Consider the following 13,896-nt stretch of genomic DNA (forward strand, 5'->3'; position numbering starts at 1 on the left):
AAGGCGATTTGCAACACAAATGGGGGGTGACTCATGTCTCGATTCATTTTGAAGGCGATTTCGGCGGCCTCGGTGGCCGGTGTGCTGGCTTCGGGATCGGTCGCATACGCGGCCTCGGCCGCGGGAACGGCGCAAGCCGCGGCGGCGAGTCATATGAGCGCGGCGCAGATCGTCGAGCGCAATGTCGCGGCTCGCGGTGGGCTTCAGGCCTGGCACGCGGTCAATACGATAACGATGTCCGGGCAGATCGAAGCCGGCGGCAAGAAGAACACCAGACTGCCGTTCACGATGATGATGAAGCGGCCGAACAAGAGCCGCTTCGAGGTCCGCTTCAATGAGCAGACGGCGTTTCAGGTCTACGACGGCGCCCAGGGCTGGAAGGTCAGGCCCTTCCTCGGACGCAACGAAGTCGAACCGTATACCCCCGCAGAGGCCAAATCGGCTGCGGCGTCCGCTGACCTCGAAGGGCCGCTGATCGACTATGCGAGCAAGGGCTCACGGGTAGACGCCCTGGGGGTGGAATCAGTGGAAGGGCATCGCGCGTACGTTCTGAAGGTGACGGAGAAAGACAATACGTCGCGCCGTATCTGGATCGACGCGAGCAGTTTTCTCGAACTGAAGATCGACGGCGAACCACGCAAGCTCGACGGGCGGATGCACAACGTCGCCATCTTCTATCGCGATTACAAGAAAGAAAATGGACTCGTCATTCCGCACACGCTGGAGACTGTCGTCAGCGGCGTCAAGCCGACGCACAAGCTGACGATCGACCATGTCACGGTGAATCCGCCGACGGACGACACGCTGTTTGCAAAACCACAACTGGCGATGGCCAAAGTGCCGAACCAGCCGGCACCGGCCACCAGCCATTAGCCAACATCCGTGCGGGGTCCACTGCCATGACACGAATCGCATTGTGGATGCTCGTCGGCTGCCTGACGGCGGCGGTGTACGCGAGCGAGCAGATACCGGAGGGGCGCGATCTGAGTGCGGACCAGATCGTCGAGAAAAACATCGCCGCGCGGGGCGGTCTCGATGCCTGGAGGAAGATCCAGACGATGGTGTGGGTCGGGCACGTGGATAGTGCGAATACGCCCTCGGACGAATTGCCCTTCGCGCTTGCGCTGAAACGTCCGAACAAGACACGCTTCGAGATGACCGTGCTCAACCAGCGGGCTGTCCGGGTATTCAACGGCAAACAGGGCTGGAAGGTGAGTCCGAGCGCCACGGGCGGTGGGGAAGCGCGGCCGTACACCATGGACGAGCTGAAGTCCGCGCATGACGAGCAGGTCATCGACGGGTTGCTGATCGACCATCAGGCGAAGGGTGTCGATGTCACGCTCGACGGTATCGACAAGGTAGACGGGCACGATGCTTACCGCCTCGCCGTGAAGTTGCCTTCCGGCGTGACCCGTCATGTGTGGGTCGACGCACAGAGCTTTCTCGACGTGAAGTACGACCGTGCGGCACGGGGCCCTCGCGGGCCGGTCACCGTGGAAGTCAAGTACAGCGACTACAAGGACGTCGAGGGATTGCAGATACCGTTCACGATCGAAAGCGGTGCGGCGGCGGCCGGCAAGCGCGACAAGCTGACGATCGACAAGGTGTCGCTCAATCCGCCGCTTGACGATACGATGTTCGCGAAGCCGGCTTCGCAGGGCTGGCACAATTCGGTGTCGGTCAACGCCGAGCCGTCGCCGCCGATGCCGCCCGCCCTAAGCCGGACGAGCCCCTAGCCATGGACTGCGCCCGGGTCGGCCGAGGGGCTGTCGCGCGGGCGCGATCGCTCGTAGCGCTCGCGCTCGTTCAATGTGCCTTGCTCGCCGCGTTGATCGTGCCGGTGGGCAAGGCGAACTCCGCCCCGTCGACGCCGCCGGCCACGACAGCGAACGCGGGGGAAGCGATCTTCCAGAAAGGCGTGCTGGGTTCGGGCGAACCGCTTGAGGCGACGCACGAGGGTGGCGTGAACCTGCGCGGCGCCGCGGCGGCCTGCATGAATTGCCATCGGCGCAGCGGCCTTGGCTCCAGGGAAGGCAACAGCAGCATCCCGCCGATCACCGACCGGTATCTGGTGCATCCTCGCGTGGAGAGTCCCGAAGAGTTCGACCTGCCGTACGTTCCCGGCATGCGCACCAATCGCGAGCCCTACACGGAAGCGACGATCGCGAGAGCCATACGCGAAGGGCTCGATTCGGAAGGCAAGCCGCTCAGCAATCTGATGCCGCAGTACGCGCTGAACGATACCGACATGGCCGCGCTGATCGGCTATCTGAAGCACCTCGATCGACGCACGGCGACGGGTGTCACGGACACGGTGCTGCACTTCGCGACGATCATCACGCCGGATGCGGACCCGGTGAAGCGGCGCGGCATGCTCGATGTGCTCAAACAGTACTTCGATGACAAGAATATCTTTCCGCTCGGCGCGACGCCGCCGCTGCGCTCGTCGCGCAAGATGATGTTCATGGTCAATCGTCGTTGGGAGCTGCATGTGTGGGAGCTGAGCGGCCCGCCGTCGACGTGGCATGAACAGTTGAAGCGCTATCTGGCGGAGCAGCCGGTGTTTGCGGTGCTGTCGGGACTCGGTGGCAAGAACTGGGCGCCGGTTCACGAGTTCTGCGAACAGGAGGCCGTGCCGTGTCTCTTTCCCAACGTGGAAGTGCCGGTCGAAACCGACCAGGATTTCTACTCCGTATATTTCTCGAAGGGCGTGCTGCTCGAAGCAGAGCTGCTCGCCAGACGGATTCGTGCTGAAGCCGGTGGCAAGCCCGTGAAAGCGACGACAACAGTCTGGCAGGTCTATCGCACGGGCGACAGCGGCGAGCGGGGTGCCGAGGCGCTCGCCGCCGCATTGAAGGGGCATGGCATTGCCGTGTCGAGCCGCGCTCTGGCGCGAGACGACAGCGTCGCGCACGCCTTGCGTGGAATTTCGCGTGCGGACGTGTTGGTGCTATGGCTGCGTCCGCCAGACGTCGCCGCGCTCGGGCATTTGCCGCCGCCGTCGGACACCGTGTTCATGTCGGGGCTATTGGGCGGCCTCGATAGCACGCCGTTGTCGGCGAGCTGGCGCGGCGTCACGCGCCTCGCGTATCCATTCGATTTGCCGGACGGCCGGCGTGTCCGTGTCGACTATGCGTTCGGCTGGTTCTCGATCCGCAAAATCCCGATGGTCGCGCCGCAGGTCCAGGCGGACACCTATCTCGCGTGCGGCCTGCTGGCGGAGACGCTTAGCCATATGGTCGATGCGTTCGAGCGGGATTACCTGATCGAGCGCATTCAGGACATGCTTGAACGCCGCATCCTGACCGGTTACTACCCGCGCCTGACGCTGGCGCCGGGGCAGCGTTTCGCGTCCAAGGGCGGTTATATCGTCCGCTTTGCCGAGCCGGATCGAGTCAGGCTCGTTGCCGATGGGGACTGGATGGTGCCGTGACGATGGCGTGAGACGAGGCGCGCACTGGCGCGCAGGAACTCACAATCGCTGTCGCCCGCGCGGTCGAGCATCTCCCCTACCGCAAGAATAGGACGTTGACCCATGCCGTTCATGGCCGCTCGTTTGCACAATGAAAGCGTGGCGAAGGGTGCAAATGCCATCATCGGGATGGGTCGCTGTAGTCGCAAGGCCGCTCTCTCATTTCGCTTGCTTTCGTCGGGCGCAACACAGGAATGCAGTCATTGATTCTAGCCGCCGTTACGCCGTTGGTAGGGGTGTGACACACGGCGCAGGGAGAGATAGCCATGGCAAAGACTATTATCAGTATTCCTGTGTTTGATGGGCTGTTTCGAGATGGCTTGCTGGCAGCCTTCGTGGCACTTTGTCTGTTCCAGGCTCTTCCCGCACACGCTCTGCCTATATTCGCCCGCCAAACGGGACAAAGCTGCGTGGCATGCCACGCCGGCGGTCAGTTTCCCGAGCTCACGCCATATGGGCGCATGTTCAAGTTGAACGGCTATACGCTCGGCGAACGCACCATCCCGCTTGCCGTGATGGGAACAGTCGATGTAACCAAGACCCGGCACAACAACGACGCTAACGGGAATCCCATCTCGCCCAAAGACGGCAATCTGACATGGGACGCGGCCAGCATTTTCCTCGCGGGGAAGATCACCGACAAGATAGGCGCGTTCGCCCAATATACCTACACGAACTACGATCACCAGAATGGCGACGGCAGATGGATCGGTAAGTGGGCATCGGACAACACCGATGTCCGTTACGTGGAACGGATCATCGGCGAAGCGAGCGACTTCATACTGGGTGTGACGTTGCACAACAATCCGACTGTGCAGGATGTCTTTAACACTGCGCCTGCCTGGAGCTACCCCTACCTCTCTTCGTCGACGAGCGCGGTTGGGTCGCCGCAGTTCACGACGCTCATCGAAGGGGCATTGGCGCAGCAGGTCGTCGGCATTGGCGGCTACCTGTACTGGAACAAGTTGCTATACGCGGAATTGACTGCTTACAGCACCGCCGACGGGATCTGGTCGTTTCTGAGCCATGGAAGCAAGGCCGGAGACCTGGCTCATCCGCAGACCTATCTGAAAGGCTACAACCCGTATTGGCGCCTTGCGCTGACTCACGAATGGGGTCCGCACAACGTCATGCTGGGGACGTTCGGATTGCTCGCCGACGTCTATCCCAACGATCCAAACGCCTTCCCGATATTCACGCAGGGCGTAACCCGCTATCGCGATATCGGCGTGGATGCGCAGTATCAGTACCTGCTCGATCCGCATACGATTACCGCACAGGCGCGCTACGTTCACGAGAACATTAGCGATCCGAATAACTTCGTTCTGGGCGACAGCCAGTCGGCAAATCTCAAATCGATGCTGCTGAAAGTGTCGTACATCTATCAGGCCAAGTATGGCGTGAGCCTCGCTTACTTCAATGTGACGGGCAGCACCGATAGCGTGGCTTATGCCAGCAGCGCGAACTTTTCTCCTGCCACGCAGGGATGGATACCCGAGATATTCTGGATTCCGGTGCAGAACATTCGGGTCGGCCTGCAATACACGCATTTCACCAAATACCTTGGCTCCCGTTCCAATTACGACGGCACCGGGCGTAACGCATCGGACAACGACACGTTGTTCGTCTATCTATGGGCCGCGTATTGGTGACGTTCTCTGCCGTCCTCATGCGGAACGAAGTCGATTCAGGCAGCGGAAAAAGTAGCGGTAAGGAGGTTCGTGACATGAAAAAGATGGCGCAAATCATCTCCCTTGGGATGCTGCTGGCAGGGTCGGGCTGTCACGACATGGACCGGTCAAGGGCGGTCGATAATCCGGCTGTCGCCGGAAAGACCATTGCCATGCAGGTCTGCTCGAATTGTCATGGCGTGACCGGCGTTTCGGTGTCGCCCAATTTTCCTAAACTGGCGGGGCAACGACGGGAATATCTTGTCGATCAATTGACGGACTTCAAGATGCACACCCGATCGGACCCGAACGCCAAGCGATTCATGTGGGGCTTCACGCACCTGAGCGAGTCGCAAATCGACGAGCTTGCCGCGTATTTTTCCAGTCAGCAACCGGTGATGGGTGAACCCGGCGATCAATCGCTCATTGGCGCAGGGAAAGCGATTTATGCGTCCGGATTGCCGGACAAGGGCGTGGCGGCATGTGTTTCGTGTCATGGCCAGCGTGGCGAGGGAATGAATCAGTTTCCGCGACTCGCTGGTCAACACGCGGACTACATCATCAAGCAGCTATTGGTTTTCCAGCTCAACGTCGATCAACGACCTCGCGGTGAGATCATGAAGGCAGTCTGCGCCAATATGTCGGACCAGGACATGCGCGCGGTGGCGGCCTTTGTGGAAGCGTTTCCGCCAGAGACCGAGGCAGCGGCCAATCCGCCGCCGGCCGATCAATGAGCACGCTGCCTTACCCGTCACCGCGCCCGCGGGCGTGGCGATTCAGACACCAGGCCGCCCAGCTGCTCTGTGCTGTGCGGATGAGCCGTTGCACGGCAGCGGCTCCTGCAAGAACGTCGGCGTCATTGCTGAGATTGCCCCGGTTGAGAGCACCAGTGGCGATGTCGCGAACAGTTTGCGCTCCGTCTCCCCCCGGCGGGCGCTTTTTTTCAATCTGCAGTGCAGACTCACGGAGCGAATCGGGAAGCGCGCGCTTATGGCAGCAAGGGTTCCACCGATCACGTCCGGTGGCGGATGTGAGCGGCGGAACCCGCACTAAGAGACCGCGTCCTGAGACGCAGACGTCGAACGATGCGATGCGCAATGCGAGGCTGGAAGTCAGTCAATTGCAGGCTGACGGCATCCTGTCGACACGCTCCGCGCAATGGAGAGGACCATGAACCTGACCCGATCGTCTCTCGGTGCCCATACGCCTGACCCAGCACCTGTGATCAAGTGGGATGTCTCGATGACCGCGGGTCAAACGTTGGCTCCGCTCGACGAGCGTCCCTTCCTGAAACGCCTCGGCGTGGTCGACTGGCTGTTCGCCGTCGTGATGGTCGCGGGCGCGGGGTTCGCGCTGTCGCGCTATTACCCGTTCATGAACTACTACGACAAACTGGTGCTGTGCTGCGCAGTGCCGGTGTTCGTCGTGCTGGGCTGGCGCTGGAAGCCGGTGCGTCCGCTGATGGTCGGCATCGCCGCGCTGTCGCTGCTGGCGATCCAGCTCTATCACGGCGATCTGACGCGTGCGGATAACGCGTTCTTCCTCAAATATTTCCTGTCGAGCCAGTCCGCGATTCTGTGGATGAGCGCGCTCTTCGTCTTCGCCACCGTCTTCTACTGGATCGGCCTGCTGTCGCGCTCGCCGACCGGCGCCGCGATCGGGTCGAAAATGACGTGGGCCGCGGTGGTGATGGGCTTCGTCGGTCTGATGGTGCGCTGGTACGAGTCGTACCTGATCGGCGCGGACGTCGGTCATATTCCCATCTCGAACCTGTACGAAGTGTTCGTGCTGTTCAGCCTGATCACCGCGCTGTTCTATCTGTACTACGAGCAGCACTACAACACGCGTGCGCTCGGCGCATTCGTGCTGCTGGTGATCGGCGCGGCGGTGGGGTTCCTGATGTGGTACTCGGTCGCGCGGGACGCCCAGCAGATCCAGCCGCTCGTGCCGGCGCTGCAGAGCTGGTGGATGAAGATCCACGTGCCGGCCAACTTCATCGGTTACGGCAGTTTCGCGCTGTCGGCAATGGTCGCGGTCGCGTATCTGGCGAAGGAGCGCGGCGTGCTGGCGGACCGCCTGCCGCCGCTCGACGTGCTCGACGACCTGATGTACAAGTCGATCGCCGTCGGCTTCGCGTTCTTCACGATCGCGACGATTCTCGGTGCGCTGTGGGCCGCGGAAGCATGGGGCGGTTACTGGAGCTGGGACCCGAAGGAAACGTGGGCGCTGATCGTGTGGCTGAACTATGCGGCCTGGCTGCATATGCGCCTGATGAAGGGCCTGCGCGGCGCGGTGGCGGCATGGTGGGCGCTGACCGGCCTGCTGGTGACGACCTTCGCGTTCCTCGGCGTCAACATGTTCCTGTCGGGGCTGCATAGCTACGGCAAGCTGTAAAAGAACGCCCGCGCCCTTCGCCGGAAGCACCGGCCTGGCGGAGCATGGTTCGACAAAAGGCGCGCACTGCGGGTCTCTACCCATTCCGTTCGGCGAGCGTTCCTACTTTTCTCCGCTGCCAATCCGCGCAAAATGGTGTCAGGGGTCCGGATAGACCCCGATCTACGGTCAGCGAGGTCGCCATGAGACGCATCTACTTTTTGCTGCCGAGCACGCAATGTGCGCGGATGATCGTTGACGAGCTTCTGTTGAGGCGAGTCGACTGGCGGCATATCCACGTGATTGCCAACCACAACGTGCGGCTCGACGATTTGCCGGAGGCCTCGCTTGCGCAGAGCAGCGATCTGCTTCATGCACTGACGCGAGGTACGGCGGCGGGTTGCGCGACCGGCATGTTGACGGGCCTGGTTGCACTGGCTTATCCGCCCGCGGGTCTGACCATTGCGGGCGGCGTTGTCGTTGCGCTCACGCTAGCGGGCGCCGGGTTTGGCGCATGGACGGCGACGATGATCGGTATCGATGTACCGAATACGCGGCTGAAACGTTTCGAAGAAGCGATCGAGCGGGGTGAGCTGTTGATGATGATCGACGTCCCCAAGGATCGCGTCGAGGAAATCGAAGAGATGATCAAGCTTCATCATGCGGAGGCCGAGATCCGGGGAACGGAGCCGACCATTCCCGCATTTCCATAGTCTGTTCATGCACTCGGCAACGGCACGACTAAAAAGCCGGCGGCCGGTCACGTCCCGATGTCATCGATACGGGCGCCGGCTTGCCGCAGGAGCATGCAACGTCAACCGGCTGCGAGCATGCGCCGATAGCGAGCCAAAACCCGTGGCACGTAAAGGCGCGTTTCCGGCAGTGAAGGCACGCGATAGCCGGCCCGAATCACGGCATTTTCCCCAGCGTTATACGCGGCCAGGGTGAGTTCGACATCGTCCTTGAAGAGATCGAGAAGGAAGCGCAGATAGCGGGCTCCGGTCAGCACGTTGTCTCGCGGATTAAGCATGTCTCCACCGGCAAAGCGTCGTGCTGTCGCCGGCATCACCTGCATCAGGCCTAACGCGCCTTTGTCTGAAACCGCCTTCGGGTTGTATCGGGACTCGACGTCGATCACCGCGCGCAACAGTTCGGGCTGAATGCGAAAGGTGCGGCTTGCTTCGTCGATCACATCGGCGAACCGCGACGCGTCGCTGCTCTCAGTCGGCGAGGCTTGCGCACGCTTCGCATCGCGTTCGGAAGGCGGATCGCCGGCAACGATGACAGCCAACCCCGCTTTGCCTGGTACGTTGGTCAGGACGATTGCGCCGTTACTCGCAACCGATCCAAAAATCTCTGCGCGTACCCCATCCGCCGACGCCATGCCAAGCACCGCGCATGCGATGAGGATCGCGTTTCCCGGTCCGGATGAAGGGCTATGGCGCATGGTCGTGTTCTCCCGCATCTCAATTGTGGTGTGGTGAAAAGCACGTCTGCAATGGGGCACCTCCCTACACTTTGAGTCGTCAGGCGGACGCCTCGGAGGGCTGTACAAAATCGTTACATTCGTAATGAGCGGTAAACGTCGTTGATCGGATGCGTCATGACGTGTCGCAGCCGCCGGGGGGGAATATTTCTGATTCGAACCCGTAACCGGTGAGTCCTGTCTCGCTGACGAATTCGGCGCGTAATGTCTACTCTATCGGTATTGCTACTAATCTCCAGTCCGGAGAAATGTGCTTCAAATCTGAAACATACACGCAGCTATCGCCGGTCATTCCAAATGTCAGATGAATTTCACATGCTCATCAATGCTCGCTTGCAGAGCCATGGCGCGAACCTTGCGGGGAGAGGACTCGTGCAGGGTGGCTGCCTGCAAGGTGAAAGGTAAAGTTTGGAGTTCGAAAGGATTGGTTGCAAGACAAAGACGAGACATGCGGTGGGCACCGTCTAGCGGCTGCACCGCGTTGTCGCGATCGGTTCATGGCTGCTCGGGGTAAAAACATGAATACCAACTACCGTGTCGTGATTGCCGAAGACCACGATCTGCTACGAAACGGTCTGCGTTCGATGCTTTCGGCGCAAGGGGACTATAACGTCATTGGCGAGGCGAGGGACGGCAAAGAAGCCTGTCAGATGGCAATGACGCTGAATCCCGATCTGATGCTGATGGATCTGTCGATGCGCGGCATGAACGGCATCGATGCCAGCGCGGCGATCAAGCGCCGCTCGCCGAACGTGCGAATCGTGGTGCTGACGGTTCACCAGAGCGAAGAGTACGTGCGCGAGGCGCTGCGCGCCGGCGTCGAGGGTTATGTGCTTAAGGATGTCTCGTTCGACGAGCTGCTGGTCGCCATGCGTATGGTCATGCAGGGGAAGAAACATCTGAGCGCCGACGTGTACGGATATATGGTCGACTCGTTCGTCACGGGCCGCGAAGCGCACGCGCCCAAGAAGGCGTGGGACGTTCTGACGGCACGGGAGCGCAGTGTGCTGAAACTGATTGCCGAAGGGCGCACCAACCGGCAAGTGGGGCAGTACTTGAATCTCAGCCCGAAGACGATCGAGAAGTATCGCGCCAGCATGATGCACAAGCTCAATATCGCCAACCTGACGGAATTGGTCCTGGTCGCCATCAGCATGGGCTTGCTCACTTCTCTGGCCGAGAAGTGCTCCGAGCCGAACGTTGACGACACGCCTGTCCGCTTGCCGACCGACCTGGACCGCCCGCCGGATTCGCCTGAAGACGCGGGCTTGCCCAAGTACGGGCTGGGTGGGGCGCGCTGAGCGCGAACGGCCCTTGCATTAGGCAGTCCATGCCGCCGAGACCAGCGTTCCGTTCGTACCAAGCGACTGGATTGAAAACGTACCGCCGTGCGATTCCACCCGGTGTTGCATGCCAATGAGGCCAAGCCCGGTTGTACAGGCGTCTTCTGTCGACAGTGGACGGTTTTCGTAGCCGATGCCGTTGTCCTGAATCGTCATCAGGAGCCCGCCCGCAATACGCCGGAACGCGAGCGTGACTTCCGTGGCCACGGCATGCTTGACGGTGTTGTTCAGCGCTTCCTGAGCAAGCCTGAATATATCGGCCTTCAGATGTTCCGGCACGTCCTCGTCGCCGACGTCGCAGTTGAACACAACGGAGACGTTTTCGGCGCTGCGCTCGATGCGCCGGCATAGCGAACTCAACGCGCCGGGCAGGCCGAGCTGGTCGAGCATGAGTGGGCGCAGTTCGCCGCATATCTGCCTTACATCGCCGATCGTCTCGCGAATTCTGAGCACGGTTGCATCCAGCAACTGGGCTGCGTCGTCGACCTGCCCGCGGCGTATCCGCATCAGCGCGTCCTCGGCCATCAGCTTGACGAGCGTCAATGCCTGACCGAGGCCGTCGTGCAGTTCCGCTGCAAGGCGTTGACGTTCTTTCTGCTGACCCATTGTCAGGTACGTCAGACGGTCTCGCGCGCTCGCATCGAGCAAGCGTGTGACATCCGCAAGTTCGGGCCCGGAAATCAGCGGCTCTTCAAAGAGCGTCAACAACGCGCTGCGCCCGGTCTGGCTGCTGGGGACCGACTGCTGATGCAACAGGAGCCGGGTCGGATGGCCGGTGCGGTCGCTGATTACCGCAGAAAAGGAATGAAATTCGCGACGCGCGCTCACGGACAAATCGCTCGCGAGCGACGCGTGAAAGTTTTCCGGCGCCATGTCGACGAGGTGCTTGCCGACCAGCTCGGCATTCGAGTAGCCGAGGAGGGCCGCCGCGGTGCGACTCGCCGACAGGAATGTTCCATCCGGCGTGAGAACGGCAAGCGCCGCGCCGCGCGCATCGGTGATGCTGCCGGTGCCGGGTTCGTGGGGCCGGGCCGCAATGCAAAGCTTGCGCATGGCTTCGATCAGGTCAGCCAGCTTCACTTGCAATCCCGTGGGCTCGTTTGCATCCATTGGAGCTCCCGATGCGTTTTCTTAAGGAAACCTTAAGCCTATGACTGATTGTAAGCCTCGATTAAGGCCCACCACAACCGGGCAAGTACTGAGTAACGATGTGGGAACCCCCGGTTGAACGAGGCGGGTATTCCCGCAGGCGGACATGCCCTACCGCGCTTTGGGGGCTCTCATCCAATGACGCTCGCGTGCAAATTCATGAGACTGAATATGCATGGTGGCGCGCCTTTCATGGGGTCACGCTGATATCGACGCAGTCCTCATGATATCGATCGCCGGGGAACGCAGGTTGGGCCCGGGCCCGTTTTCGTCGTAGTGCCAAAGCGCTCCGTCAGTGTAGTCGCGAAGCGGGCGGGCAGTCGACGCGACCTGCGCCTCGCGCGACCGAGCCTTGCTTGCCACTTCTGGAGACAGCGATGAAAACGACCAACGTAGTCCTGATCGGCGCGGTTCTGCTAGCCGGCGCCGGACTGGCAGGTCCCGCGGCATGGGGCGCATCCGCCGCGGACGCCGCCGATGGCGCCGACGCGCATATGCATCATCACATGATGTCGGGGACGATGCGGTCGACCGTCGACTACACGCTGCCGCCGGTGAAGCTCGTCAGGGACGACGGCAAGACGGTTTCGTTGATCGATGAATTGAATGACGGCCGGCCGGTGATCCTGACTTTCATCTACACCACGTGCACCACCATTTGCCCCATGGTCAGCCAGACGCTCGAGAGGTTGCAAGGCGAGTTGGGCGGCGACCGGGACAAGGTGCACATCGTGTCGATCTCGATCGATCCCGAGCAGGACACACCGGCACGTCTCAAGGCGTACGGAGCACGCTTCGAAGCCGGCCCGGAATGGCAGCACTACACCGGCACCGTGGAGGCGAGCATCGCGACGCAACGCGCCTTCAACGTCTATCGGGGCGACAAGATGAATCACACGCCGGTCGCATTCGTGCGGGCAGCGCCCGGCAAGCCATGGCTGCGCATCGACGGCTTCGCGACGCCGGCGGAACTGTTGAGTGCCTACCATGACGCCGTTGCGTCCAACTAGCCGGGTACGGCGCAGCAGGAGCGACGAAATTGGAAAAACGGCACCGTGTGCTGATTGCTGAGGATCAGCATCTCTTGCGCAGCGGTCTGTGCCGCATGGTGTCGGAACTATGCGACTACAGCATCGTGGGCGAGGCGAGCGACGGACTCGAGGCATGCCGGCTTGCGATCGCGACGATGCCCGATCTGATCCTGATGGACCTGTCCATGCCGGGCGGGAGCGGTTTCGAGGCGATCGCCGCGATCAAGCGGCGCGCGCCGCAGATCCGCATCATTGTCCTCACCGTTCACCGCAGTGAAGAACATGTGCGAGAGTCGTTCGCCGCGGGTGCCGACGGATATGTGATCAAGGACGCGTCATTCGAAGACCTGGTCGGTGAGATGCGGCTTGTCATGCAGGGCAAGCGCAACACGAGTCTCGACGCTTGCGGTCGCCGAGCCGGTTCGTTGAACCACGCTCCGGATACTCCGCAACAAACCCACCTCTGGGATACGCTGACCGGCCGCGAACGGTCGGTGCTGCGGCTCGTTGTCGAGGGGCATACCAATCGGCAAGTCGGCGAGCATCTGAAGCTCAGTCCAAAAACGATAGAAAAACATCGCGCGAATCTGATGCGCAAGCTGGGCATCACGAACGTGACAGGTCTTGTGCGCATCGCAATCGACATGGGTGTGCTCACGCTGCCGCACGAAGAACGCGTGCATAAGCCCTCCGTTTAAGAGCGCTGCAACTGGAGGGTCTTTACCCATGTCTTTGGACGGCTCTCCCTACTTCTTGCCCGTATCGACCTGAAGAAGAATACATTCAACGGCTTTGGCAACGCCGAAGCGGTGAGTCGATTCAGGGGGAGCCGTGCACAACGAATTGTCCTCTATCAAACCCGGCATGCCCAGGCGTCCGTGGCAGCGCATCCGTCCTGAAGGGCGCACGCGCCGCAGCCGCGGTTTCACGCTGCTCGAACTGCTTGTGGTGATGGTCATCATCGGCTTGCTGGCGGGTCTCGTTGCCCCTCGATATTTCGAACAGGTCGGCAAGTCGAATACGAAGATCGCGCGCGCGCAGATCGTCTCGCTCGGCCAGGCACTCGATCAATACCGTCTGGATGTCGGCTCCTATCCGACCACCGAAGAAGGGCTGCAGGCGCTCGTGGCCAAGCCGCAGGATGCGGCGCATTGGAGCGGGCCGTATCTGGCGAAGGCGGTGCCGGTCGATCCGTGGGATCGTCCGTACCAGTATCGGTCGCCGGGTGAACACGGCGACTACGATCTGTTTTCGCTTGGCAAGGATGGACGGGGCGGCGGCGTCGGCGAGAACACGACCGTCTCTTCGTGGTGACGGTGTGCCGCGGGTGCGGCGCGCGGTTGTCGCGACGCCGGATCGATAGTGGGTTGTT

The 13,896-nt window shown here is 61.3% G+C and carries 13 protein-coding genes; 11 read left to right on the forward strand and 2 right to left on the reverse strand.

Annotation, left to right across the window (positions count from 1 at the left end):
- The first annotated feature begins 33 nt into the window (after positions 1 to 33).
- From DSC91_RS03380 to DSC91_RS03410, 7 genes are all read left to right on the forward strand, one after another.
- Complete coding sequence (locus DSC91_RS03380) at positions 34 to 873, forward strand: LolA-like protein (RefSeq protein WP_229758270.1); 840 nt, start codon at positions 34 to 36, stop codon at positions 871 to 873.
- Between the two features lie 26 nt (positions 874 to 899).
- On the forward strand, positions 900 to 1,736 hold the full coding sequence (locus DSC91_RS03385) for a LolA-like protein (protein WP_115776826.1): 837 nt from the start codon (positions 900 to 902) through the stop codon (positions 1,734 to 1,736).
- Positions 1,737 to 1,738: 2 nt separating this feature from the next.
- A complete protein-coding gene (locus tag DSC91_RS03390) occupies positions 1,739 to 3,433 on the forward strand; it encodes a c-type cytochrome (protein ID WP_115776827.1) in 1,695 nt (564 codons plus the stop codon).
- Positions 3,434 to 3,882: 449 nt separating this feature from the next.
- Positions 3,883 to 5,124 (forward strand): cytochrome C, encoded by a 1,242-nt coding sequence (locus DSC91_RS03395; RefSeq protein WP_229758271.1) that lies wholly within the window; start codon positions 3,883 to 3,885, stop codon positions 5,122 to 5,124.
- Between the two features lie 74 nt (positions 5,125 to 5,198).
- Positions 5,199 to 5,876, forward strand: a complete 678-nt coding sequence (locus tag DSC91_RS03400; RefSeq protein WP_115776829.1) for a c-type cytochrome — start codon at positions 5,199 to 5,201, stop codon at positions 5,874 to 5,876.
- A 508-nt stretch (positions 5,877 to 6,384) separates the two neighbouring features.
- Positions 6,385 to 7,536: a c-type cytochrome biogenesis protein CcsB gene (ccsB, locus tag DSC91_RS03405; protein ID WP_115779669.1), complete on the forward strand. Its 1,152-nt coding sequence runs from the start codon at positions 6,385 to 6,387 to the stop codon at positions 7,534 to 7,536.
- 182 nt (positions 7,537 to 7,718) lie between these two features.
- Positions 7,719 to 8,228 carry a DUF1269 domain-containing protein gene (locus DSC91_RS03410; protein ID WP_115776830.1) on the forward strand — a complete coding sequence of 170 codons (510 nt, stop codon included), beginning with the start codon at positions 7,719 to 7,721 and terminating at the stop codon, positions 8,226 to 8,228.
- 101 nt (positions 8,229 to 8,329) lie between these two features.
- On the opposite strand, the gene DSC91_RS03415 is transcribed toward DSC91_RS03410, so the two are convergent.
- Complete coding sequence (locus tag DSC91_RS03415; RefSeq protein ID WP_229758279.1) at positions 8,330 to 8,962, reverse strand: lytic transglycosylase domain-containing protein; 633 nt, start codon at positions 8,960 to 8,962, stop codon at positions 8,330 to 8,332.
- 557 nt (positions 8,963 to 9,519) lie between these two features.
- Here DSC91_RS03415 and DSC91_RS03420 point away from each other — a divergent pair.
- A complete protein-coding gene (locus tag DSC91_RS03420; protein ID WP_115776832.1) occupies positions 9,520 to 10,302 on the forward strand; it encodes a response regulator in 783 nt (260 codons plus the stop codon).
- 18 nt (positions 10,303 to 10,320) lie between these two features.
- Here the strand turns inward: DSC91_RS03420 and DSC91_RS03425 are convergent, their stop codons facing one another.
- Entirely contained in the window at positions 10,321 to 11,454 is a 1,134-nt protein-coding gene (locus DSC91_RS03425; RefSeq protein WP_115776833.1) for a sensor histidine kinase, read from the reverse strand.
- Between the two features lie 416 nt (positions 11,455 to 11,870).
- On the opposite strand from DSC91_RS03425, the gene DSC91_RS03430 reads away from it, so the two are divergent.
- The 3 genes from DSC91_RS03430 (at position 11,871) to gspG (ending at position 13,838) form a co-directional block, all read left to right on the forward strand.
- Positions 11,871 to 12,503 carry an SCO family protein gene (locus DSC91_RS03430; RefSeq protein ID WP_115776834.1) on the forward strand — a complete coding sequence of 211 codons (633 nt, stop codon included), beginning with the start codon at positions 11,871 to 11,873 and terminating at the stop codon, positions 12,501 to 12,503.
- A gap of 29 nt (positions 12,504 to 12,532) precedes the next feature.
- A complete protein-coding gene (locus DSC91_RS03435) occupies positions 12,533 to 13,222 on the forward strand; it encodes a response regulator (RefSeq protein WP_115776835.1) in 690 nt (229 codons plus the stop codon).
- A 166-nt stretch (positions 13,223 to 13,388) separates the two neighbouring features.
- Positions 13,389 to 13,838, forward strand: coding sequence for a type II secretion system major pseudopilin GspG (gspG, locus tag DSC91_RS03440; RefSeq protein ID WP_115776836.1), 450 nt, complete (start codon positions 13,389 to 13,391; stop codon positions 13,836 to 13,838).
- The last annotated feature ends 58 nt before the right edge of the window (positions 13,839 to 13,896 follow it).

It is taken from the genome of Paraburkholderia caffeinilytica, from assembly GCF_003368325.1.
GTDB lineage: Bacteria > Pseudomonadota > Gammaproteobacteria > Burkholderiales > Burkholderiaceae > Paraburkholderia > Paraburkholderia caffeinilytica.